Here is a 22,574-nt window from a genome sequence, read left to right on the forward strand (position 1 = left end):
CGGGAGCGCGGGAGGCTGGCCCTGCCAATACCTACGGCGGTGGCCTAGTGGCCACGGAACGCCTCCTCCAACCACCAGGAGCCGCGCGCGGCGCTGACCTTGGCGTCGATCACCAGCGGGCGGGTACGGGGACCGGCGAGCCAGTGGCGTACCGGTGCGAGATCGTCGACGGTCCGGACGGTCAATCCGTCACAGCCGTAACCTCTGGCGATCGCGGCCAGGTCGGTCTCGGGGAAGGTGACCGTCTCCAACGGGTGCCCGTCCGGGCCGAAGTGGTGCACCTCTGCGCCGTACGCCGCGTCGTCGTAGATCACCACGAGCAGGGGTAGCGCCAGCCGGACGGCGGTGACCAGTTCGGTCGCGGACATGACGAAGCCACCGTCGCCCACCGCGGCGACGGTGAGCCGGTCCGGGCGGGCGACCGCCGCGCCGAGAGCACTGGCCAGACCGAGCCCGACCGACTGGAACGCCTGGGTGAAACAGAATCCAGTCACGTCCGGCACGTCGAGCCACATCGACGGGTAGCCCATAAAGTTGCCCGAGTCGACCACCACCGTCCGGTCGGCCGGCAGCAGGTCGTCAAGGGCGGTCGAGAGCGTCCTCGGGTCGATCGTCGCCGGGGCACCGCCGCCCTCATCCTGGTACGGAACAGTCCGCCACCGGCCGTGGTCGCGGATCCGTTGTGCCAGCTCCGGCGTACGCCACCCGCCGGTGGTGGCGTCCCCAGGCCCGGTGGAGCCGACGCTGAGCCGGGCGAGCAGCGCCTCGGCGACCGCCGTCACCTCGCCGGCCACCGTCAGGTCGACCGGGCGGTTCACTCCGAACGCGGCCGGGTCGTGGTCGATCTGCACGACGAGGGCGGAGGGCGGGATCAGTTCGCCGTGCCGCGTGGTCCACATGTTCAACGTGCTGCCCCACGCGACGACCAGATCAGCCGTGCCGATCAGCTCGGCGGTGAGCGGGGTGGCGAAGCCACCGGTCACGTCGAGGTTCCACGGGTTCCCCGCGAACAGTCCCTTCGCCGCGGCGGAGACCGCGAGCAGCGCGCCGCAGGCGTCGGCGAGCCGGGTCAGCGGTTCCCGGGCCGCCCGGGCGCCCCGACCGGCGATGAAGACCGGTCGACGGGCGGCCTGGAGCGCGGCCAGCAACGGCTCGACCTGCGGGGCGATGACCGGGGTCGGCGCGACCGCCGGGACCGGGCCGAACCACGCTCCGGTCACCGCTTGCTGCACCTCCAACGGGAGGCCCAGCACCACCGTCGCGCCCCGGGCGGCGGCCCGGTACGCCGCGCCCGTGTCCTCGGCCGCGTGCGTCGCGCGTACCCGGTGGAAGTCGGCCCCGACCGCGGCGGCGAGTGCCGGCAGGTCGATGAAGAAGTTCGACCGCGGCGCTGTCGCCTCCGGAGCCAGGACAACCATGGGGGTACGGCTCTTCGCGGCCTCGGTGAGGCCGGTCAGCGCGTTGGTGACGCCTGGACCCTGGTGCACCGAGAGCAGTCCCACCGTCCCGGCGGTGCGGGCGTACCCGTCGGCCATGCTCGCCGCGCCGCCCTCGTGGGCCGCCGCCACGAACCGGGCGCCGGCCGCGACGAGCGCGTTCGTGACCTGGAAGTTGCCGCTGCCGACCACCCCGAAGACGTGCCGCGCGCCGTGTCCGTACAGGACCCGCCCGACCACCTCGGCTACCCGCATCGGTGGCCCGGCCTACCGTTCGACAAGCGCGAGGACCCGGCACGGGCTGCCGGACCCGGAGACGATGGGCAGCGGCCCGGCGATCACCACCGCGCCGGTCGCCGGCAACTGCGCCAGGTTACGCAGCTGGGTCAGGCCGTACTTGTCCTGGCCGAGCAGGAACGAGTGGCACGGGAACGGCGGGTCGAACGAGTGCGCGGCCCCCGCGTCGGTCCCGACCGTCTCCACCCCGACGCCCTGGATCGGCGACTCCTCGGCCAGCCAGCGGGCGCACTCCACGGAGATGCCCGGGGTACGCCCGGCGTTGGCGTACCGCTCCGGGTCGTCGCCGTACGCGTCCCAACCGGTGCGGTAGAGCAGCCAGCCACCGGTGGGCAGGGCGCCATGTTCCGCCTCCCATGCTTTGACGTGCTCGACCTCCAGCAGGAAGTCCGGGTTGTCGGCGGCGTCGGCGGCGTGGTCGATCACCACTGCCGGGGCGATCAACTGGCTCACCGGGACCTGCGACACGTCGGCACCCTGTTGACCGGTGACCCAGTGCACCGGGGCGTCGAAGTGGGTGCCGGTGTGCTCGCCGGTGGAGAAGTTGTTCCAGTACCAAGCTGGACCCCGGTCGTCGTACCGGCTGATCTCGCTGAGCTGGAACGGCCAGGTCTGGCCGAACTGCTCGGGCAGACCCAGGATCGGGGTCTGGTCCGAGAGCGGAGCGGTGAGGTCGACAACCTGGATCCGGCCGCTGGAAAGAGCGGCGACAAACTCCTGCAGCACCGTCATGCGGCGACGGTACACCCGCCTCACCTCCATGATGGACCGCCGAACGACGCCACTTGGGGCGATGGACACCGCTGCCCGGAACTCGCCGCCGCCGACCTCCAGGTTGCTGCTCACACTGTCGCTTCGGCTCGGTCGAGCGGGTTTCGCGCCGGGCGTTGTGGGCACTGCCCGCTCATGACCGACCAACGCGGACCACACCTGGACGACGCCCTCGGGGCGCTGCTCAACGGCTACGCCTGGCTGCCCGGGCTGTTGAGACGTGGAGGCGCATCCAGTGTGCAGATCCGGGTGCTGGGTCAACGCGCACTGGCGCTCCGTGGGCCCGAAGCGGTGCGGTTCTTCTACGACGAACGGCACGTGTGCCGGCGTGCGGCCATCCCGGAACCGGTACAGGGAACGTTGTTCGGTCACCGGGCTGTGCACACCCTCGACGGTGCGGACCATCGTCACCGCAAGGCGATGTTCCTGTCCCTGCTCACCGATCCGAGGCGGGTTGCCGCACTGGTCGACCAGGTGGGCGCGGCCTGGAACGAGGCGATCGCGACGAGCGGTGACGGGCGGCAGGTCGTGCTCTTCGACGAGGCGAGCCACGCGATCACCAAGGGCGTCTGCGACTGGGCTGGAATCCCACTCGACCATGCCGCTGTCGGGCCCGTGGCCCGCGACCTGACCGCCCTGGTCGACGGCTTCGCCACGCTCGGCCCGCGACACTGGCGGGCACGGCGCGCCCGTGGGCGGCGGGAGGAATGGCTGGCCGAACTCGTCCAGCAGGTCCGTGCGGGCGTGGTCACCGCACCTGCCGGATCCGTACTGGAAGCGGTCGCCGGGCACCGCCACCGGGACGGTCAGCTGGTGGACGCCAAGCTCGCCGCGGTCGAGCTGCTCAACATCATCCGTCCCACCGTCGCGGTGTCCTGGTTCGTGGCGTTCACGGCACACGCGCTGCACCGCTGGCCCGAACACCGCGACCATTTGCGCGCCGGCGACACCGGCTACGCTGTCGCTTTCGCCCACGAGGTACGCCGTTTCTACCCGTTCGCCCCGTTCGTCGGTGGCCGGGCGGCGACCGACCTGACCTGGCAGGGCCAGCGCGTTCCCGCCGGGGCGCTCGTCCTGCTCGACATCTACGGTCAGAACCACGACCCGGGACTGTGGCCCGACCCGTACCGCTTCGACCCACAGCGATTCGTCGGGCGCACTCCCGATCCGTACGAACTCATCCCTCAGGGCGGGGCCGATCCGAGCACCGGGCACCGCTGCCCGGGTGAGGACGTCACAGTGGCCCTGCTCGCGGCCTTCGCCGGCTGGTTGGCACGGCTGGACTACAGGGTGCCCGAGCAGGACCTGACGATCTCGCTGCGTCGAATCCCCACGCTGCCCCGCAGCCGGTTCGTCGTGACCGACCTGTGCGGGACCGAGACCGAGCGGTGGGGCTGACGGTCGGATCTTGGTAGCCCGGCGGGGGTTGATCCCGGGCGCGCAGGGCGGTGGCGGTCGATGACCCGGTGGGGCCACGACGCGGCACCAGGGGGCCGCCGGGCTGGGAACAGGAAGGCCAGCACCGCGCAGGGCGGCGCTGGCCACGATCGGAGAACGCTGTGTTCCGCCACGACCAGCATCTGCAGTTCCAAGCCAAGCCCGAGAAGCCCGTGGCCGCCAATCCGGTGCTTGCGGCCGTCATCGGCGGCATGAATCCGCCCTTCTGGAGCTTCGGCACCGACAGTCGCGCCTGCGAAGGCCGGTGGGCGCAGGGCCCCAGCCTCATCGGCGGACCGGACCTGGACTGCCTGGCCGAACCGGTCGCACTGACCGACGACACTCCGCTGCCGCCACCACCGGACCCGAAGCTGTTCGTCACCTACGACGGCTCGCAGGGGCCGGGCAAGCCGGGCAACGCCGCTGGCGCCCACCAGCAGGGCCTCACCAACGTCGTGAAGAAGGTCAAGGACGCTCTCGAGTAACGCCGGCGTCGGTCTTCGTCCGGGAGGACAGGATCGGGTGCCGCATCGAGGCTGAGGGACCGGTCGCCCACAGGCGGTCACGAGGGGAGAGATTTCAGTGCCGAGCCAGGTGACCCCGGCCAGCCCGGGGGTACGTCCGTATCCCGTGGCCGGGGCCCCGCTGCTCTGCAATGCTCAGGATCATGGCCTGACCGGCAACGGTACGACCAACGACCAGCCCGCGCTCGCCGCGCTCGTTGATCAACTGGGTGACGCGTTCGCCGCGGACGGGCGGGCGCGGGTGATCTACTGCCCACCCGGGGTGTACGCCATCCGCGACGCCGCCACGGTGTGGCGCAGCGGGGTGTCGCTGATGGGCGCGGGGCCCGGCGCCACCCGGTTCGTCCTGAGCAACGAGGGCAACCGGTCCCAGGCGGTACCGCTGGCGTTCTACACCGCGCAGCTGCACGGGGCGAGTCCGGACCGTCATCTTGCCTACTGCACCTTCGCGGACTTCGAGATCGACGGGTCGGGAGTGGCGCAGGCGGCGTACGACCCGCTGGCCAAGGGGCTCGGGTTGCAGTACGTGACCGGTGGCCTGTTTCGAAACCTTTTCATCCACCACACCGCCGCCACCGGCTTCGGCTGCGACTTCCTCCAGGACACCCTGATCCAGGCGGTCCGGGTGCTCGAGTGCGGCCGGATGGACAACGGCATGGAGATGGGCGGCGCGGGCATCGGTGTCGGCATCGGCGGATGGGGGGCGATGGAGAGGCTGACCATCGCCAACTGCGTCACGGTCGGCAACGCGACCAACGGGATCTTCCTGGAGATGCAGCACCCCGATCGACCCCAGCCGCGCGGGATCAGGATCGTCGGCTGCCACGCCGAGGCGAACCGGTTCGGCATCTCGGACTGGGGTGCCGACGGTCTCATCGTCACCGGGTGCACGATGACCGGAAACCTCGAGGCTGGCTTCCAGGTGTCGGCGAAGGGCACCACCGGCATCCCGGGCAAGGGCGGCCTGCTCACCGACTGCGTCCTCGACGGCAATCTGCGTGACGGAGTCAGCATCGGTAACACCGCCGGCCCCTACACGGTGCGGGGCAACCGGATCACCGGTAACGGCCGCTACGGCTACCACCACCAGGACCTCGGTGAGGGCGATCAGGCCGCCGCCGAGGAGATCGTCATCGAGAGCAACGACATCTGGGGCAACAGTCTCGACGGGATCCGCTTCGACCGCCCACTGACCGACGCCGTCATTATCAACAATCGGATCCGTAACAACGGCCGCCAGTGCGCCGAGGCCGCCGAAGGCGGTGGCGAATCGGTCCGCTACAGCCAGAACACCCTGGTCGACCAGCGTGTGAGCTGGCCTGCCGACGGCCACCGCGGCAAGGTGCTCCGCGTCGGCCACCGGTACGCCGTCGTGGCCGCCAACGACGCCACCACCCTCACCCTCACCCCGATCCGTCCCGGCAGCGCCAACAGTTGGAGCGCCGACACACCGCCGCCCGGAACACCGTACGAACTGCCGGCCGCTCCCACCAGCCGGGCCGGCATCATGATCAATGCCGTCGCCGACTCGGTCACGATCCGGGGCAACCTGATCCGCGACACCAGGTCCCACACCCAGACCCACGGAATCCTGATCACCGATCGGGGTGACTGCGTCAACTGCCGTGTCGTGGAGAACGACCTCGACGGCAACCGGTTCGCCATCCAGACCGACACTCCCCCAGGGGGTGGCCACTGGGAGGGCAACCACGGAGACCAGTGATCTGAAGATCGGGCCGGGCGGCACCCTGAATACGGGCCGCCGACTCCCGCTCACGGGACGCCAACCGGCAAGCCGGACAAACGGCGGCGCGCGCCGCCGCCGCCGTTTACGGTCGAGGCGGGGTGTGCCGATCGGGTCGGGCACGCCCACCGCACCGGGCCATGATCGGATCACGCCTTCCGGGGGACTGATGTTCGCCAATTCCGAGGAACTGCTGCGATACCTCAAGAACGAGGACGTGAAGTTCGTCGACGTTCGTTTCTGTGACCTGCCCGGCGTGATGCAGCACTTCAATCTGCCGGTCGAGTCCGTCAACGACGACCTCTTCACCGACGGCCTCGCGTTCGACGGTTCGTCGATCCGCGGTTTCCAGGCGATCCACGAGTCGGACATGCTCCTGCTCCCGGATGTCGCCACCGCGTTCATCGACCCGTTCCGCGCGCAGAAGACACTCGCGCTGAACTTCTTCATCCACGACCCGTTCACCCGCGAGGCCTACAGCCGCGACCCGGGTAACGTGGCGAAGAAGGCCGAGGCGTACCTCGCCGCGAGCGGCATCGCCGACACCGCCTACTTCGGCGCCGAGGCGGAGTTCTACATCTTCGACTCGATCCGCCACGAAACCTCGGCGCACCAGTCGTTCTACTACATCGACTCGATCGAGGGCGCCTGGAACACCGGCCGCGAAGAGCCCGGCGGCAACCGCGGCTACAAGACCGCGTACAAGGGCGGCTACTTCCCCGTCCCGCCGGTCGACCACTACGCCGACCTGCGTGACTCGATCGTGCGTCGCCTCGTCGACACCGGCTTCAACGTCGAGCGCTCACACCACGAGGTCGGCACCGCCGGCCAGTCCGAGATCAACTACCGGTTCTCCACCCTGCTGCACGCCGGCGACCAGCTCCAGCTCTTCAAGTACATCGTGAAGAACGAGGCCTGGGCCAACGGCAAAACCGCCACGTTCATGCCCAAGCCGCTCTTCGGCGACAACGGCTCCGGCATGCACACCCACCAGAGCCTCTGGCTCAACGGCGAACCACTGTTCTACGACGAGACCGGCTACGCCGGCCTGTCCGACATGGCCCGCTGGTACATCGGCGGCCTGCTGCACCACGCCCCGTCGCTGCTGGCCTTCACCAACCCCACGATCAACTCCTACCGTCGTCTGGTGCCCGGCTTCGAAGCGCCGGTCAACCTGGTCTACTCCCAGCGCAACCGCTCGGCCTGCACCCGCATCCCGGTCACCGGCGCGAACCCCAAGGCCAAGCGCGTCGAGTTCCGCGTCCCCGACCCGTCGGCCAACGTCTACCTGGCCTTCTCCGCCATGATGATGGCCGGCCTCGACGGCATCAAGAGCAAGATCGAACCGCCGACGCCGATCGACAAGGACCTCTACGACCTCCCGCCGGAGGAGTGGGGCGACGTCAAGCAGGTCCCCGGCTCCTTCGCGCAGGCGTTGGACTCCCTGGCTCACGACCACGACTACCTGCTCGCGGGCGGCGTCTTCTCCCCGGATCTGATCTCCACCTGGGTCGACTGGAAGCGCGCCAACGAGGTCGAGCCCATGGCGCTACGGCCGACCCCACACGAGTTCGCCCTCTATTTCGACTGCTGACCTCGACGTACGGCAGGTCGCCGCGCCGTGCCAGCCCCGACGAGACCGTTACGAGCAGTTCTTCCGCGGGGTCCCCCGCCGCAGGCCCGCAGGTCGATCAGCTGTCCGTACGGTCGCCCTCGCTGGGGCACACCTCCCTGGCCGATCTTCTCGGTTACCAGGACCGCGTCGGTGACGGCTACCCGAGAGTGCCGCGGGCTCGCGCCGCGATGCGGATGGTGGTGCCTGCGGGTCCGCTGTCGACGAGGAGGTAGTCGGCCATCTGCCCGACCACCCACAGGCCCATTCCTCCCGTGTCGGACAGGGGCGGCCGCTGCGTGGGCGGGACGTAGCGAGCGGTGTTGAACCCCCGCCCCTGGTCGCTGACCTCACAGGTGAGCCGGCGGGCCAGGAGCAGGCGTAGGTCACCTCTGCCGCCCCCGTGCCGAACCACGTTGATCATCAGCTCGTTGACCGCGATGACCCAGTTCTCGATCTCGTCGTGGTCGAGGCCGCAACGGCGACTGACGGCCTCAACCTCGTGTCGGACGCGATTGAGGTCGGCGAGGGTGAATGACGTCGAGAGCAGGGGTTTCCTGGCGGTGGGGGCATGGTGGTCGAGCGGCGGGTTCACCATTGATTCCCCTCCCTGTCGGACGTGACGCCGGTGACCTTGCCGGTGGCATTGGGCTGGACAGCTTCCCGGAACGGGTGCACCAGTCGACCATTGCATCAATGTGACATGGGAAGGTACCCCACGTCGGAGGCACGACACTGTTGATCTCGCTCCTGACGTGCCGTCGGCGGCGTGCCGGCGTCTAGGCTGCCTGAGTGGCTGATGCCGAGGTGGTGACGAACGAGGAACGTCTGCGACGTATCGAGGCGATCACCGATGCTGCCCTGTCGGGGCTGAACGTCGCCGAGTTGCTCGACGAGCTACTTGAACGGGTCCGGGACCTGCTCAAGGTCGACACCGCCACCATCCTCCTGCTGGACGACCACACCGGCGAGCTCGTCGCGACAGCGGCCAAGGGCCTGGAGGAGGAAGTGCGCCGCGGGTTCCGCGTCCGGGTCGGACGCGGCTTCGCCGGACGAGTGGCGGCGACACGCGCGCCGGTCACGATCCATGACGTCACGCCCGACGATGTGGTCAATCCCGTCCTGCTCGCCACGGGCGTACGTGCCCTGCTGGGTGTGCCCATGCTCGCCAACGGCAACCTCGTCGGCGTGCTGCACGTCGGCTCCCTGGCCCTGCGGCGGTTCGGCCCTGAAGACGTGAAGCTGTTGCAGCTCGTTGCCGACCGTGCCAGCCTCGCAGGTCAGGCTCGAGCGCAGGTCCTCGACCGGCAGGCGGCGCTGGCCCTGCAACACAGCCTGCTACCCGGCCGACTACCCGACATCCCCGGCCTGGACCTGGCCGCCCGGTACGTGCCCGGCCACGACCTGGGCATCGGCGGCGACTGGTACGACGTGTTCACGTTGCCCTCGGGCTGGTTGGGCGCCGTCATCGGTGATGTCTCCGGCCACGGTCTGCCCTCCGCCGTCGTCATGGGACGCATCCGCAGCGCGCTACGCGCCTACGCGCTCGATTCCGACGATCCCGCCTCGGCGCTGACCTCCCTCGACCGCAAGATCCACCACTTCGAGGCGGGCACTCTCACCACCGCCGTCTACGCCCTGATCGCACCCGACCGCACGAAGGTGCACCTCTCCTCCGCAGGCCATCTGCCACCGCTGCTGGCTGTCCCCGGCCACCCCACCCAGCCTGTCAACCTGACGGTGGACCGACCCCTCGGCGTGGGCCGACCTTCAACCAGTCGCCGCACCACCGTCCTGGACCTACCACCGGGCGCGGCGCTCGTCTTCTACACCGACGGACTGGTCGAACGTCGCAACGAGCTGATCGACACCGGCATCGAGCGCCTCGCCGACGCCGTGCGGTCCGGGCCAGCCGAGGCGTTGTGCGACCACATCATGACCACCACCGCGGAGGAGCACCCTACCGACGACATCGCCCTGCTGGTCATCCGCCGCCAACCACCACCGGATCAATCCGCTGGGGCAGCTGATTCGGATGTACTGCGATAACCGACGGCAATCGCGCCGTTGCCGGATCGGTCAACGCCTGCAACCGAACCCTCGACTGACACGGTCGTACGGGCGGGTCCCGATCTCCGCGGGCAGGAGCGCGTCCGGCGATTCCTGCGGACCACTGGGCTCAGCCGGTTGCTCGGATGATGCGTAGGTTGGCCCTCCTCGGGCACTGGACCAACGACTACCGAAGGAGCTTTCTCGATGCCGAAGTCACCGTATTCACCGCCGGGATCCCGACGGGAAGTACGCGGCGCGCTCGCGGATGCTCTGGTCGGTCTCGCCGAAACCCCGAGTGACGCCTCGTTGATCGATGATCTGTTGCAGCGGATCGTGCAGCTGACCGCTGACCTCGTGGCCCCGGTGAGCTATGCGTCGGTCACCCGGACGCGCGACGGCGCGCCGACAACGGTCGCCATGAGCAGCGAGATCGCACTCGCTGTCGACAGTGCCCAGTACGCCGACCAGACCGGGCCGTGCCTGGACGCGCTCGACGTCGGTGTGCCCGTCGCCGTGCCGGACATCGCGGCGACCATGGCCTGGCCTCGGTTCCGCGAGGCGGCGCTGGGCCTGGGTCTGCGGGCATCGCTGTCCATCCCGCTGTTCGCCGGTGCCGGCGTGCCCGTCGCCGCGCTCAACCTCTACGGCCATGATCCCGACATGATGGCACCGCTGACCGACCGGGTCTGGACGGTGTACGACCCGGAGCGCACCCGCACCGGAGCCTCGGATCCGCCGTCGTCGGACCCGGGCACCGAGGAACTCATCAGCGGACTCATCGAGGCCTTCGCCGTGCGTGCCGTGATCCAGCAGGCCCTCGGCATGATCATGCACCAGCGGCGCAGCACAGCCGAGGAGGCCTACCTGATACTGCGGGTCAAGGCGGCCGAGACCGGTAGATCGCTCATCGAGACCGCGGCCTCCACCAGACACCACGATGACAGGCCCATACCCGGAACCTAGGGCGCTGGGCCAGCTGCCAAGATCACACCCTCATCGGCGCGACCCTGCCGTTCCGGTAGTACGGCGAGGGCACCGCCGGCCCTGCGGCGGCCGGATCCACCGACCGCCGCAGGTCACCCTCAAGGGATGGCAGTGAGCTGCACCCTCAGCTTGGCCAGCGCGCGGGTCAGCAGCCGGGAGACGTGCATCTGTGACACCCCGATCTGCTCGGCGATGCCCTGCTGGGTCAGGTTGCCGTGAAAGCGCAGTGCGACGACCCTCCGCTCCCGGTCGTCAAGGATCGCCAGCGCCGACGTGAGAGCCACCCTCAGCTCGGCCAGCGCGAGTTCGTTGTCGTCGCCGCCGAGAGTGTCGCCCAGTTCCCTGGAGGTGGTGCCATCGCCGAACGGGGTGGACAGTGAGACCGCGTTGTAGGCGCGGGCGCCTTCCAGCCCTTCGAGGATCTCCTCCTCCGTGAGGTCCAGATGCCGGGCGATGTCCGCGACGGTCGGCGAACGACCCAGCAGCTGGGTGAGGCTGTGGTTGGCCTCGCCGATGGCCATCCGCCGCTCCTGCAACCGCCGGGGAACGCGGACGTCCCAGGTGCGGTCACGGAAGTGGCGCTTGATCTCCCCCACGATGGTGGGGACCGCGAAGCTGACGAATTCGATCCCACGCGACGGGTCGAACCTGTCGATCGCGTTGATCAGCCCCAGTGCCGCCGTCTGCGTCAGGTCCTCGTTCGGCTCGCCACGGCCGTTGTAACGCCGGGCGAGGTGATGGGCCAGCGGGAGCCATGCCTCGATGGCCCGGGCGCGGGCGGCGGGCCTGGACGGGTGGCCAGCCGGCAGCGCGACCATCACGGCGAGAAGGTGGCTGGCCGGCGACTCAGGCGTGGTGCTGCGGTCAGCCAGGCTGTTCGTCGGTGCGGGCCGGCCTGTCGAAGTGATGGTCATGGTTCCTCCGCTGTCCGGTGTGGGCGTCGTCGCGACCCCCGCGTGGGGAGGTCGCGTCGTGCTCAGACCGGGCGGGTCGCCAGCCGTCCGCAAACCTGCATCAAATGGGCATCAGGTGGGCCTTCACGGCCGCTGCGGTTGCTGGCTCGTCGGGTCACGTGCGGACCTCCCGAGACTCGGGATCGTGTCGGGCACGTGGCTTGACCCAGACAAGAGCCTAGAACGGCCGGTGAAGTTCTGCCAGTGGACCGCAACCGCGCCGGCCGCCCGGCGCCGACACGAAACCGCAGCGCCGGCACGCGGGCTGCGGTGGGTGTCGCTCCACCCCGACAGGCTGAGTCGCCGCTCAACCAAGCTCCGGTTTGTCGGCAAAAGACACGGGTACCGAATTCGCGGCGCTTCGGACGGGCCCGGGGCGACACATCCGCCAGCCCTCTGCTCCGGGAGGCAGTCAATGCGAGCAATGGTCTACCGCGGTCCGTACCGCCTGCGGGTGGAGGAGAAGGACCGTCCCCCCATCGAGCATCCCAACGACGCGATCATCAAGGTGACGCGTGCGGCGATCTGCGGGTCCGACCTGCACCTCTATCACGGAATGATGCCCGACACCCGGGTCGGGATGACCTTCGGTCACGAGTTCGTCGGCGTGGTCGACGAGGTGGGTCCGTCGGTGCGGAACGTCCAGCCGGGTGACCGGGTCATGGTCCCCTTCAACGTCTACTGCGGGTCGTGCTTCTTCTGCGCCCGAGGGCTGTTCAGCAACTGCCACAACGTCAACCCCAACGCCACAGCCGTCGGCGGCATCTACGGCTACTCACACACCTGCGGCGGCTACGACGGCGGTCAGGCCGAGTACGTCCGGGTGCCGTTCGCCGACATCGGCCCGAGTCTGATCCCCGAGTGGATGGACGACGACGACGCCGTCCTGCTCACCGACGCGCTCGCCACCGGTTACTTCGGCGCGCAGCTCGGCGACATCGTCGAGGGTGACGTGGTCGTGGTCTTCGGTGCCGGACCCGTGGGCCTGTACGCCGCGAAGTCGGCCTGGTTGATGGGCGCCGGCCGGGTCATCGTCATCGACCACCTCGATTACCGGCTGGAGAAGGCGGCGTCGTTCGCCCACGCCGAGACCTACAACTTCGGGGAGTACGACGACATCGTCGTACACCTGAAAAAGATCACCGACCACCTGGGTGCCGACGTGGCCATCGACGCCGTCGGCGCGGAGGCGGACGGCAACCTCCTCCAGCACGTCACCGCCGCGAAGCTGAAGTTGCAGGGCGGTTCGCCGGTCGCCCTCAACTGGGCGATCGACTCGGTACGCAAGGGCGGCAACGTCTCGGTGATGGGCGCGTACGGGCCGATGTTCAGCGCGGTCAAGTTCGGTGACGCGCTGAACAAGGGCCTGACCCTGCGGATGAACCAGTGCCCGGTGAAGCGGCAGTGGCCGCGCCTGTTCGAGCACATCCGCAACGGCTACCTCAAGCCCAGCGACATCGTGACCCATCGGATTCCGCTGGAGCACATCGCCGAGGCGTACCACATCTTCTCCGCCAAGCTCGACGGCTGCATCAAGCCGCTGATCGTTCCGAACCCCGCCTGACCCGATCGGGAGCCCGACATGGCCTACACAGCAGACAAGCCGAAACTGGCTGAGTCCAGCGACGAGTTGCGTGCCCGAATCCCCGGCTGGGGTGTCGACCTTGATCCGAAGGACCGACCCTCGGTGCCGCAGGAGCGGTTCGACCCGACCCTCAACGGTGCGCACTGGGAGTTCCCCGAGCGGCAGCCTGAGAAGTGGCCGAGGGAGAGGTCGATCGAGCACAGGTTCCTCACCCCGGTCTTCGGTACCTCGTGCCCGCCCAGAGGGCTGTCCGGGATGATCCGCCGGTACTCCTACCGCAGGTACAGCGAGGGACGCGCCGCCCACTGGCTGCTCCTGCTCGCCGCCGACCGCGTGGACGTGGTCGAGGCCACCTTCGCTTCGTTCCTGACCCGCCATCCTGACAATCCGATCACCGAGACCGGCGTCCTGAGCGAATTCACCCACCACGGGCTCCCGTCACGGCTGGGCGGCAAGCGGGTCGATCGCGTACACCACCCGCTCGACCCGGTCCTCGTCGCCGCGCCGTGGGTGTTGGCCGCAGGGGTCGCCTATCTGGCCCTCCGCCGAGTCGCCGGCCGCACAAGGAACTAGGTCGGCAACGTCCCCGGCGAGTGGGCGCTCTTCTACCTCGATCCATGGTTGACGGTCCTCGGTCGTCGGCGGCCGACATGGCACGATGGCCGTGTCCTGCGCCGCCGGTGGCCGGGCACGACGCTGATGGAGTCGGGATGTCGGAGCTGGCCGGCCCGCCGGTGCCAGGGTTGGCGAAACTGTGGACGCACGACCCGGTCACCGCCGGCCCGTATCGCCTGGTCGGGCGGTTGGGCGCGGGTGGGCAGGGCGTTGTCTATCTCGGCGAGGACGACGCCGGTGACCGGGTCGCGGTCAAGATGGTCAACGTCGATCTGAGTGATCCACGGGCGCGGTCGCAGTTCGTCAAGGAGATCGCCGCCGCCCGCCGGGTCGCTCCGTTCTGCACCGCGCAGGTGCTCTTCGCGGAGGTGGATGGCGAGCGGCCCTACGTGGTCAGTGAGTTCATCGAGGGCCTGACCCTGCACCGGCACGTCCGCGAGCGTGGTCCGGTGACCGGTAACGCCCTGCACCGGCTCGCGGTCGGCACCGTCACGGCGCTCGCGGCGATCCACAGTGCCGGGGTGGTGCACTGCGATCTGAAGCCGGACAACGTGGTGCTGGGCCAGGACGGTCCCCGGGTGATCGACTTCGGTATCGCCCGGGCGTTGGGCAACACCGAGACGGCTTCCAGCAGGGTCATGGGGACTACCGCATACATGGCGCCGGAGCGGTTCCGCAACGACGCGATCGGTCCACAGTGCGACGTCTTCGCCTGGGCGGCCACTATCGCCTTCGCCGCCGGTGGTCGACCACCTTTCGGCAGCGATTCGCTCTTCGCCGTGATGCACCGGGTGCTGCACGATCCGCCCGACCTGCCGGCGATGCCTCCCGTTCTGGACGAGCTGATCCGGGAGTGCCTGGCCAAGGATCCGGCGGACCGGCCGACTGCCGAGCGCGTGCTGGTGCGGCTGCTTCGGCAGGACGGCAGGGTCACCGAGCCGCTACGTCGGGAGAGCCTGCTCGAGGTCGGCAACGAGACCGCGGGCGCGCCGACGCCGGACCAACCGCTCCCCCAGATCACGCCGACGACACCGCCACCGGGCGCGACGCAGTCGCAGGTTCCGGCCCGGCCGACGGTGCCGACCCAGGCCCGACCGGCTCAGCCGGCGCACCTGCCGGTGCAGACCCAGCCGGCGCACCTGCCGGCGACGGAGCCCGGCGTTCGTGCTGAAGAAGGCGGCGCGTCACTGCGTAGTGAGGCCTTTGACGCCTGGGGCATCTCGACCGCGCTCTTCCTCGGTTCGGTTGGCGCCGCCGCCGGCTACGTCGCGTCGAGCGCTGTCGGCCCGGCCGCCGCGGTCGGTGCGGTCGCCTTCGTCGTGGTCTACCTGGTTCGACTGCTGGTCGCGACGGCCCTCGGGAGACGGTCCGACCGCGGGTGACCGGCGCGCTGGGGTCGAGGTCGCCGACTGGCGGCGCATCGATAGGTTGACTGCCATCAGCCGCCCGCCGAGGAGGACGTCCCGATGGCCCCACCCGCTACGCGTACGCGGCAGTGGTTGCCGTACACCGCCGCCGTCACCGCCGGGCTGGTGGTCATCGCCGGGGCGTTCTTGTTTGTCCGGCAGCGCGAAGCGGGCAAAGACTGCGCCACCATCCTCCAGGTCAACTCCTCCACGGAGAAGGCGGCGCTGCTGGTCGACCTGGCCGAGGCTTACAACCGCAGCGACAGGTCGATCAAGGGCGGTGGCTGCGCCCAGGTGCACGTCAGCGCGTTGAACTCGGGCAAGGCCACCGAGGCGCTGGCCACCGGCTGGACCCACACCGGCCTGCCGCAACCACAGGTCTGGCTGCCGACGTCGAGTCTGTGGACCGGCCAGCTCCGGCTGCTCGACGAAGCCGCCGGGCGGGAGTTGCAGACTCCGGACCACTACCCGTCGATCGCCAACAGCCCGCTGGTGATCGCAATGCCGCAGCCCAAGGCCGAACTGGTACGCAAGCAGGGACCGCTGGGCTGGGGAGAGATCCTGGGCCTGTCCGGGCGGGACGGATGGGCGAGCTTCGGCAAGCCGGAGTGGGGCCGCTTCACCTTCGGCAAGGACAACCCGAACCTGTCCACCTCCGGGCTGGCGGCGACCATCGCCACCTACTACGCGGCGGTGCAACGGGCCAGTGACCTGACCCGGTCCGACCTGGCAGACCCGGCGGTCACCCAGTTCGTCCGCCGCATTGAGGCCAACGTGTCGCACTACAGCGACGACTCGGTCGACCTGCTGCGCAGCCTCGCCGAGGCGGACCTGACCGGCGGGGCGGGCAGCACGGACGACATGAGTGCCATCGTCCTGCAGGAGGAGCTGGTGGACCTCTACAACACCGGCGCGCTGAGCCCTCGGCAGGACGGGCAGGAGCGGGGCCGCCGGCCGAACGTCCCGCTGGTCGCCGTCCATCCCAAGGAGGGCACGTTCAACCTGGACCACCCGTTCGTCGTGCTGCCCTCCGCCGATGAGCGGCAGCGCGCGGCGGCGGCCGACTTTCAGAAGTTCCTGACCGAGGACACCCAGCAGGAGAGCTTCGCCCGCCTCGGCTTCCGGGACCATGAGCGCCGCGCCTCTGCGGAGTTGCTTGCCAGCGTCGGCGCCGAGCCCACCGACGGCCTGAACTACTTCGAGCCGCCAGACCCGGAGGTGGTCGGCGCGATGCTGGACGGCTGGCGCACGCTCCGCAAGAAGGCGAACATCCTGATCGCCCTGGACACCTCGGGGTCCATGCTGGCGAAGGTCGGCACCCGTACCCGTTTCCAGGTGGCCTCGGCGGCGGCGGGCAAGGGCCTCGCCCTGCTCAACACCGAAGACCGGGTGGGGCTCTGGTCGTTCTCCTCGGAGACGCAGCAGCAGCCGAAGAGCCCCTATCGGCAGGAGGTCCCGCTCGGCGGGTTCGATCAGAAGCGGATCAACAGCAAGATCGCCGGCCTGGAGGTCGCGGGCAGCACCGCGCTCTACGCGACGATCCGGGCCGCACACCGAGAACTGCTCGACCGGTACGACCCGCAGCGGATCAACGCGATAGTGGTGCTGACCGACGGTAAGAACGAGTACAGCAAGGACAACGACCTGGCCCGGTTGCTCGCCGAGGTCGCCCTGGACCCGCGGCGTCCGGTGAAGGTCTTCTGCATCGCCTTCGACCGGGAGTCGGACTTCGCCACGCTGGACCGGATCGCGAAGGCGTCGTCGGGCAAGGCCTTCGACGCCACCGACCCTGCCAAGATCGACGAGGCGTTCGTGAAGCTGGTCAGTAGCTTCTGACACTCCCCCAAGCCCGCTGGCCGGGTAGCTACGGTTCGACACACAGGTGGGGGCCAGGCGCTCGGCCTGCCCCCACCGGCGCTGCCGTCAGACCAGTCGGCGGCGGACCCACCAGAGGGAGAACAGGGACAGCGCGACGGTCAACGCGAACAGCGCGCCGAACTCCCGCCATTGCAGGTCCCAGAACTTCGAGCCCGGCACGTAGCTCACCTTCAGGCTGAGGTTCTGCTTCCCCAGCCAGCTCTGGCACGCCTCGCGCCCACCGGACGCCCTCGGCCCGCACTGCGTCATATCGGCCGGACCGGTGAACTCCGCTCCGGTCGAGGTGATCGTGGTGCTCGACACGATCCAGTCACCCCTGCGGTCGGGCTGGACCTGGACCGTCATCCGCCCGGTGTCGGGGCTCATCGAGATCCCGTAATCACCGTCGAACTGTAGGGGGCTGACCGTGGTGACCGGCTGAGCCAGCCAGGGGCGCACCACGAACGGCGCGGCGATCTGCAGGCTGATCACCACCAGCAGGGTCACCGCCATCGCGGCGAGAGTTCGCCGCAGCAGCAGCCCGGTGGCGACACCCACCACGAAGGCCAGCGTCGCGTAGCCAATCGGCACAATCCCCCGGGCCGCGAACACCAGCGGGTTCATCCGGTCCGCCGAGGCCCCGTCGATCGGCTGCGCCCACTCGGTAAGCACCAGGCTGAGCAGGCCGGCACCGAGCGCGGCGGCACCGCAGCCGGCCGCCAGTTTGACCAGCAGCCAGCGGCCGCGGCTGACGGACTGACTGAAGACCATGCGGTACGTGCCGGACTCCAACTCCCGGGCCACCAGCGGCGCGCCCCAGAAGATGCCCACCAGGGCGGGCAGCAGGTACAGGGCGCCGATGGCGGCGATGTGGAACTCACTGGCCCAACCCGGTTGCAGCGCCTGGAGGAACGCCTCGCCGGCGGCACGGCAGGCATCGCCCTGGCAGCCGGTGTATCCGGTCTCTCTGGCCAACTGCGTCACCTCCGACCAGGTCAGCGCCAGACCGCCCAGCAGCGCCAGCAACAGGGTGCCGGTGGCCAAAGCCGGGGTCCGGAACGGCCGCCACGTCATCCAGATCATCGCTGTCCCTCCAGAACCCGATCCGGCCCGTCGCCGGCGGCACCGCTCATGTACGCCAGCACGATGTCCTCCAGGTCCAGCCGGTCGACCTGCCAGGACGGGTCGACGATCGGCGCGGTGCTGCGCACCACCAGGGTCGACTGCACCTCGGTGTGACTCTGCTCGACCAGGGCTCGCCCGGCACCCAGGTCGGCGGTGTCGCGCCGCCGCCCGACCAGACGGTGGTGGGTGGCGAGCAGGTCGTCCACATCGCCGGCCACCCGCACCCGAGAGGCGACCAGCACGATCAGGTGGTCGCAGACCCGTTCCAGGTCGGCGACCAGGTGCGAGGACATCACGATGCTCATGCCCTGCTCTGCGGTCAGCTCCATCAGCCCCTGTAGGAAGTTGCGCCGGGCGAGCGGGTCGAGTGCCGCCACCGGCTCGTCGAGCAGCAGCAGATTGGGGCGCTTCGCCGCGGCGACGGTCAGGGCCAGTTGGGCGCGCTGGCCTCCGGAGAGCTTGCCCGCCTTCTGTGCCGGGTCCAGGCCGACCTGGGCGATCCGCCGCTTGGCGAGCGCAGCGTCCCAGGACGGGTTGAGGTGCGCGCCCATCCGCAGGTGGTCGGCGACGGTCAGGCCGGCGTAGACCGGGGTGTCCTGTGCGACGAACCCGACCTGCGGCGACCCGCTGACCGGCCGCGCGCCGAGCACCTCGATCCGCCCCGCGGTCGGATCGAGCAGCCCACAGGCCAGTTGCAGCAGCGTGGACTTACCGGCGCCGTTCGGCCCGACCAGGCCCACGACGTGGCCGGCCGGAATGTCCAGAGTGCAGTCATTCAGTGCGGAGCGCCGTCCGTAGCGCTTGGTCAGACCGTCCGCGATCAGGGCGCTAGTCATCCTCGGGCCTCCGAAAATGCCCGAAAGCTGCTGAGGAAGAGTGCCTCGATGCTCTCGTCGTCCAGGCCGGCCTCCCGTGCCTCGGTCAGCCAGCGGGCCAGGCCCTGCCGCAGCGGCTCGTGCTTGCTCAGCGAGTCGCCGACCAGCGTGCGGGTGACGAACGTGCCCAGCCCGGGCCGGGCCGTGACCAGGCCCTCGTACTCCAACTCGCGGTACGCCTTGGACACCGTGTTCGGGTTGATCGCGACCCGGGCCACGACCTCCTTCACGGTGGGCAGCTTGTCGCCTTCGTTCAGGACTCCGAGCCGGAGCGCGTGCCGTACCTGTCGGATGAGCTGCATGTACGGCGCGACCCCGGACCGTGCGTCCAGGTGGAACTCGATCACCTCGGCACCCCATTTCACTAGTTGCCTAGCACAATAGGGCCATCGAAGGTCTGTTCGCTAGCGAATGACGTCACCTCGCGTCGTGGAATCTCGGACGACTACCGTCGACGTTGCGCCGGGTCCCTCCGATGTCACTACAGGCCCAGGCCCCGCAGGGTGGGTACGGTCTGGCCCACCCAGGCGAGGTCGGCGTCCTCGCGAGCACCCTGGGTGCGTTGGGTGCCGGCCAGGAACCACAGGAAATAGGTGGTGTAGCCGGGTGCGCTGACCACTGTGTGGTACCCCTCGGGCATCATCTGCATCACGTGGTCACGGATGGTGACGTTCTCCTCGTACCCGTCGTCGGTGTAGACCCGGCTGATGCCGAACCCGTTCGCCGGGTTGACGCGGTAGTAGTACATCTCCTCGTGTGCGGCCTCGGCGGGCAGGTCGTCGACCTTGTGCCGGTGGGGCGGGTAGGTGCTCCAGTTGCCCGAGGGCGTGTAGGTCTCGCCGACGATGAGCCGGCGGGCGGGCAGGTCCGGCTGGGAGACTTCGGTGAGGATCTGGTGATAGGTACGGCCGAAGTTGGCCGCTCCCCAGCGGCCGCTCACGACCTGCTCCGGTGCGATGACATAGGGGTCGGTGGCCAACTCGCTGGGTGCGCTGGGTAGGGCTATCTCCACGGCGGTGACCGCCTCGACGGTCACCGCGGAGCCGGCCGGGATGTAGACGGAGTGCGGCTTGCCGGAGAAGACGTCCGGACGTTGGCCGACCTGCGGGAAGTGGCTGTCGGCGACGGTGAAGCTGGCCGTGCCACCGAGGATGACGGCCAGGATCTCCCGGTCACCGGACTCGCCGGTCCAGGACTCGCCGGCCGACAACCGCAGCAGTGTGAAGTCCAGCAGCCGGCAGGGATTGAAGGGCAGCGTGTTCCGGCCGTCGGCGGCGGGAACGGAGCAGTGGTAGCGGTAGTCCATGATCACCTTTCGAAATGCGGGGCGGAGCGGGTCGGTGCGCGGTGGTCACCAGGGGCTGGTCCAGCCCGCAATGGTGGCGCGGGTGAGGGCTTCCAGGTAGAAGTAGTCGCCCCACAGGGTTCCCTCGTCGACGCCGACGCTCTTGGGCTTGTCGTAGACGCCGTGCAGGATCAGCGCGTTCGAGACCGGATGGCCGTCGGTGGAGTAGTGGCCGATGAGCGAGCGCAGGATCTCGGCGGCTGCTTTCCGGTACCGGTCGGCGCTGGCCGTGTCGGTGAGGCCGTCTGCCAGTTCGACAAGGCCGCAGGCGGCGATGGCCGCGGCCGAGCTGTCCCGCTCCTGGCCGCTGCCGTCGCCGAATTCCAGGTCCCAGTACGCGACGTGGTCGTCGGGCAGGTGGGCGAGGAAACGGTCGGCGCAGGTCCTCGCGGCGGCGAGCAGCGCCGGGTCGCCGATGTGCCGGTGGTTGAGACTGAACCCGTAGATGCCCCATGCCTGCCCACGCGCCCAGCAGGAGTGGTCGGAGTGACCCTGCTCGGTCTCGCCGCGTAGCGGCGCACCGCTGTCCGGGTCCCAGTAGAAGGTGTGGAAGGTGGTGCCGTCCGGACGCAGGATGTGCTGGCGCAGCTGTGCGGTGTGTCGGCGGGCCGCGGCGGCGTAGCGGTCGTCGCCGGTGGTCTGGCTGGCCCAGAAGAGCAGCGGCGTGTTCATGAGGCTGTCGATGATCGTGCGCCCGCGTTGGCGGGGGTCGTTCAGGTCGCCCCAGGCCTGGATGATTCCGGCGGGTTCGAGGACGCGCGTCATCAGGTGGTCGGCGGCGGCGAGAGCCGCGTCCCGGGCCTGTGGGTCACCGGTACGGCGGGCCGGGGTGACACAGGCGAGGGTGTAGAGGAACCCCAGGTCGTGGGTGTCCAGGTCGACGCCGTGGGTCACCCGGGCCGCGAAGCTGTCCACGTGGGAGAGCGCTGCCCGCAGGTGGCGCTCATCGCCGGTCAGATCGTGTGCCAGCCAGAGCATGCCGGGCCAGAAGCTTGTGGTCCAGCCGACGTTGGCGCCCTCGGGCTGGCCTGCGCTCGGTGGCCGGAGCGGGTAGCGGTCGGCGTCGGTGGTGTCCGCGGGGTACCGGTCGCCGAAGGTGGCGATGTTCGCGTCGACGGTACGTATCGCGGCTGCCACAGCGGCCGCCGTGGCTTCTGCGTCGGAGCTGGGACGGACGTCGGTCGCCGTCATGGGTGCTGTTCTCCCTCGTGTGTCCGGTCCGGTGCCGGGCAGGTGTGTCATCGGCGTCCCGGCTCGGTGGCCGAAACGTGGTGGTCAGGTGCTCTGGGGTGCGGTCGTCGGTGGGTCGAGGGCGGCGCGCACTGTGAAGCGGCTGTTGGCCCATACGACGTAGAGCAGTGGCGCGGCGGCGAGGCCGAGCGCGATCGCGGGGCGGGCCGCCAGGATCTGGGCGAGCAGCACGAGGACGAGCAGAGACACGGCGGTGAGGTACCAGCGGCGCACCGCCAGATACACGCAGGCACGGGCCACGTCACGCAACCGCGCGGCGGGTCGGTCGGCGATGGTCACCAGCCCGAGCAGCGTGGTAGCGACGGTGAGAACGATCAGGGTCGCGAGGACCGGCAGGGCGAGTGCCCCGACCCGGTGGCCCCACGCGGCGCGGGCGTCGACGGCGAGCACGACCAGGGCGGCCATGGCTGCCGCCGCCCAGAGCATCGCCGGCCGGGCAGTGGCTCGCCAGGCGCGGCCGTAGGTGCGCAGCACGCCGCCGGAGTCGCCGGCAGAGTAGGCGGACATGACCGCGAAGACCGCGCAGAGCCCGGGCGCGCAGAGCGGGGCGGTCAGCGCGTACAGCGGCCACGAGCGCGCCGCCTCGGTGGTGAACACGAGCGTCACCAGAGGCAGGCAACCGAGCACCAGCAGCAGGTTGGTGACGAGCGCGACGTAGACCCCGTCGAAGATGGCAGCGATGGTGTTGTGGCGCGAACGCATGGA

General features: G+C 69.6%; 20 protein-coding genes. 10 read left to right on the plus strand and 10 right to left on the minus strand.

Going from position 1 to position 22,574, the window contains the following annotated elements:
- Positions 1 to 44: 44 nt before the first annotated feature.
- On the minus strand, positions 45 to 1,691 hold the full coding sequence (locus MED15_RS03960) for a thiamine pyrophosphate-binding protein (protein WP_112734800.1): 1,647 nt from the start codon (positions 1,689 to 1,691) through the stop codon (positions 45 to 47).
- A gap of 12 nt (positions 1,692 to 1,703) precedes the next feature.
- Entirely contained in the window at positions 1,704 to 2,465 is a 762-nt protein-coding gene (locus MED15_RS03965) for a cyclase family protein (RefSeq protein WP_112697660.1), read from the minus strand.
- A gap of 174 nt (positions 2,466 to 2,639) precedes the next feature.
- Between MED15_RS03965 and MED15_RS03970 the strand changes: the two genes are divergently transcribed.
- The 4 genes from MED15_RS03970 (at position 2,640) to glnA (ending at position 7,803) form a co-directional block, all read left to right on the plus strand.
- Positions 2,640 to 3,902, plus strand: a complete 1,263-nt coding sequence (locus MED15_RS03970; protein WP_112727048.1) for a cytochrome P450 — start codon at positions 2,640 to 2,642, stop codon at positions 3,900 to 3,902.
- A gap of 161 nt (positions 3,903 to 4,063) precedes the next feature.
- Complete coding sequence (locus tag MED15_RS03975) at positions 4,064 to 4,426, plus strand: hypothetical protein (protein ID WP_181549370.1); 363 nt, start codon at positions 4,064 to 4,066, stop codon at positions 4,424 to 4,426.
- A gap of 97 nt (positions 4,427 to 4,523) precedes the next feature.
- Positions 4,524 to 6,188 (plus strand): right-handed parallel beta-helix repeat-containing protein, encoded by a 1,665-nt coding sequence (locus MED15_RS03980; protein WP_112734801.1) that lies wholly within the window; start codon positions 4,524 to 4,526, stop codon positions 6,186 to 6,188.
- Between the two features lie 190 nt (positions 6,189 to 6,378).
- Positions 6,379 to 7,803, plus strand: coding sequence for a type I glutamate--ammonia ligase (glnA, locus tag MED15_RS03985; protein ID WP_112734802.1), 1,425 nt, complete (start codon positions 6,379 to 6,381; stop codon positions 7,801 to 7,803).
- 178 nt (positions 7,804 to 7,981) lie between these two features.
- Here the strand turns inward: glnA and MED15_RS03990 are convergent, their stop codons facing one another.
- Positions 7,982 to 8,419 carry an ATP-binding protein gene (locus MED15_RS03990; protein ID WP_167457566.1) on the minus strand — a complete coding sequence of 146 codons (438 nt, stop codon included), beginning with the start codon at positions 8,417 to 8,419 and terminating at the stop codon, positions 7,982 to 7,984.
- A 194-nt stretch (positions 8,420 to 8,613) separates the two neighbouring features.
- Between MED15_RS03990 and MED15_RS03995 the strand changes: the two genes are divergently transcribed.
- Positions 8,614 to 9,870 (plus strand): PP2C family protein-serine/threonine phosphatase, encoded by a 1,257-nt coding sequence (locus MED15_RS03995; RefSeq protein ID WP_112583297.1) that lies wholly within the window; start codon positions 8,614 to 8,616, stop codon positions 9,868 to 9,870.
- 207 nt (positions 9,871 to 10,077) lie between these two features.
- Complete coding sequence (locus tag MED15_RS04000; RefSeq protein WP_112583296.1) at positions 10,078 to 10,836, plus strand: GAF and ANTAR domain-containing protein; 759 nt, start codon at positions 10,078 to 10,080, stop codon at positions 10,834 to 10,836.
- A gap of 119 nt (positions 10,837 to 10,955) precedes the next feature.
- Here MED15_RS04000 and MED15_RS04005 read toward each other — a convergent pair whose 3' ends face one another.
- Positions 10,956 to 11,771: a SigB/SigF/SigG family RNA polymerase sigma factor gene (locus MED15_RS04005; RefSeq protein ID WP_112727001.1), complete on the minus strand. Its 816-nt coding sequence runs from the start codon at positions 11,769 to 11,771 to the stop codon at positions 10,956 to 10,958.
- Between the two features lie 454 nt (positions 11,772 to 12,225).
- Between MED15_RS04005 and MED15_RS04010 the strand changes: the two genes are divergently transcribed.
- The 4 genes from MED15_RS04010 to MED15_RS04025 all read left to right on the plus strand — a co-directional run bounded on the left by MED15_RS04010 (position 12,226) and on the right by MED15_RS04025 (position 17,252).
- Complete coding sequence (locus MED15_RS04010) at positions 12,226 to 13,374, plus strand: zinc-dependent alcohol dehydrogenase (RefSeq protein ID WP_112583294.1); 1,149 nt, start codon at positions 12,226 to 12,228, stop codon at positions 13,372 to 13,374.
- Positions 13,375 to 13,392: 18 nt separating this feature from the next.
- Positions 13,393 to 13,968 (plus strand): hypothetical protein, encoded by a 576-nt coding sequence (locus MED15_RS04015; RefSeq protein WP_112727000.1) that lies wholly within the window; start codon positions 13,393 to 13,395, stop codon positions 13,966 to 13,968.
- Positions 13,969 to 14,105: 137 nt separating this feature from the next.
- A complete protein-coding gene (locus MED15_RS04020; protein ID WP_167457567.1) occupies positions 14,106 to 15,392 on the plus strand; it encodes a serine/threonine-protein kinase in 1,287 nt (428 codons plus the stop codon).
- Between the two features lie 84 nt (positions 15,393 to 15,476).
- Positions 15,477 to 17,252 carry a vWA domain-containing protein gene (locus tag MED15_RS04025; protein WP_112726998.1) on the plus strand — a complete coding sequence of 592 codons (1,776 nt, stop codon included), beginning with the start codon at positions 15,477 to 15,479 and terminating at the stop codon, positions 17,250 to 17,252.
- Between the two features lie 87 nt (positions 17,253 to 17,339).
- Here the strand turns inward: MED15_RS04025 and MED15_RS04030 are convergent, their stop codons facing one another.
- The 6 genes from MED15_RS04030 to MED15_RS04055 all read right to left on the minus strand — a co-directional run bounded on the left by MED15_RS04030 (position 17,340) and on the right by MED15_RS04055 (position 22,571).
- Positions 17,340 to 18,356 (minus strand): ABC transporter permease subunit, encoded by a 1,017-nt coding sequence (locus tag MED15_RS04030; protein WP_112734803.1) that lies wholly within the window; start codon positions 18,354 to 18,356, stop codon positions 17,340 to 17,342.
- Positions 18,353 to 19,234, minus strand: coding sequence for an ABC transporter ATP-binding protein (locus MED15_RS04035; RefSeq protein ID WP_112697498.1), 882 nt, complete (start codon positions 19,232 to 19,234; stop codon positions 18,353 to 18,355). Before MED15_RS04035 ends, MED15_RS04030 begins: the two co-directional genes overlap by 4 nt.
- Entirely contained in the window at positions 19,231 to 19,620 is a 390-nt protein-coding gene (locus tag MED15_RS04040; RefSeq protein ID WP_112583335.1) for a GntR family transcriptional regulator, read from the minus strand. The genes MED15_RS04035 and MED15_RS04040 overlap by 4 nt, the downstream gene beginning before the upstream one ends.
- A gap of 134 nt (positions 19,621 to 19,754) precedes the next feature.
- Complete coding sequence (gene iolB / locus MED15_RS04045) at positions 19,755 to 20,579, minus strand: 5-deoxy-glucuronate isomerase (protein ID WP_181541934.1); 825 nt, start codon at positions 20,577 to 20,579, stop codon at positions 19,755 to 19,757.
- 45 nt (positions 20,580 to 20,624) lie between these two features.
- The gene (locus tag MED15_RS04050; RefSeq protein ID WP_112726996.1) at positions 20,625 to 21,809 is read right to left on the minus strand and encodes a glycoside hydrolase family 88 protein; all 1,185 of its coding nucleotides are present in this window, start codon (positions 21,807 to 21,809) and stop codon (positions 20,625 to 20,627) included.
- A gap of 84 nt (positions 21,810 to 21,893) precedes the next feature.
- Positions 21,894 to 22,571, minus strand: a complete 678-nt coding sequence (locus MED15_RS04055) for a ferredoxin-NADPH reductase (protein WP_112726995.1) — start codon at positions 22,569 to 22,571, stop codon at positions 21,894 to 21,896.
- Positions 22,572 to 22,574: the final 3 nt, after the last annotated feature.

This window comes from Micromonospora noduli, from assembly GCF_003264475.1.
Taxonomy (GTDB): Bacteria; Actinomycetota; Actinomycetes; order Mycobacteriales; family Micromonosporaceae; genus Micromonospora; species Micromonospora noduli.

Excerpts from the sequence above, each read along its gene's own strand:
- MED15_RS03960 (WP_112734800.1), bottom strand. The coding sequence starts at position 1,691 with ATGCGGGTAGCCGAGGTGGTCGGGCGGGTCCTGTACGGACACGGCGCG.
- MED15_RS03965 (WP_112697660.1), bottom strand. The coding sequence starts at position 2,465 with ATGACGGTGCTGCAGGAGTTTGTCGCCGCTCTTTCCAGCGGCCGGATC.
- MED15_RS03970 (WP_112727048.1), top strand. The coding sequence starts at position 2,640 with ATGACCGACCAACGCGGACCACACCTGGACGACGCCCTCGGGGCGCTG.
- glnA (WP_112734802.1), top strand. The coding sequence starts at position 6,379 with ATGTTCGCCAATTCCGAGGAACTGCTGCGATACCTCAAGAACGAGGAC.
- MED15_RS03990 (WP_167457566.1), bottom strand. The coding sequence starts at position 8,419 with ATGGTGAACCCGCCGCTCGACCACCATGCCCCCACCGCCAGGAAACCC.
- MED15_RS04000 (WP_112583296.1), top strand. The coding sequence starts at position 10,078 with ATGCCGAAGTCACCGTATTCACCGCCGGGATCCCGACGGGAAGTACGC.
- MED15_RS04005 (WP_112727001.1), bottom strand. The coding sequence starts at position 11,771 with ATGACCATCACTTCGACAGGCCGGCCCGCACCGACGAACAGCCTGGCT.
- MED15_RS04010 (WP_112583294.1), top strand. The coding sequence starts at position 12,226 with ATGCGAGCAATGGTCTACCGCGGTCCGTACCGCCTGCGGGTGGAGGAG.
- MED15_RS04015 (WP_112727000.1), top strand. The coding sequence starts at position 13,393 with ATGGCCTACACAGCAGACAAGCCGAAACTGGCTGAGTCCAGCGACGAG.
- MED15_RS04020 (WP_167457567.1), top strand. The coding sequence starts at position 14,106 with ATGTCGGAGCTGGCCGGCCCGCCGGTGCCAGGGTTGGCGAAACTGTGG.
- MED15_RS04025 (WP_112726998.1), top strand. The coding sequence starts at position 15,477 with ATGGCCCCACCCGCTACGCGTACGCGGCAGTGGTTGCCGTACACCGCC.
- MED15_RS04030 (WP_112734803.1), bottom strand. The coding sequence starts at position 18,356 with ATGATCTGGATGACGTGGCGGCCGTTCCGGACCCCGGCTTTGGCCACC.
- MED15_RS04035 (WP_112697498.1), bottom strand. The coding sequence starts at position 19,234 with ATGACTAGCGCCCTGATCGCGGACGGTCTGACCAAGCGCTACGGACGG.
- iolB (WP_181541934.1), bottom strand. The coding sequence starts at position 20,579 with ATGGACTACCGCTACCACTGCTCCGTTCCCGCCGCCGACGGCCGGAAC.
- MED15_RS04050 (WP_112726996.1), bottom strand. The coding sequence starts at position 21,809 with ATGACGGCGACCGACGTCCGTCCCAGCTCCGACGCAGAAGCCACGGCG.
- MED15_RS04055 (WP_112726995.1), bottom strand. The coding sequence starts at position 22,571 with ATGCGTTCGCGCCACAACACCATCGCTGCCATCTTCGACGGGGTCTAC.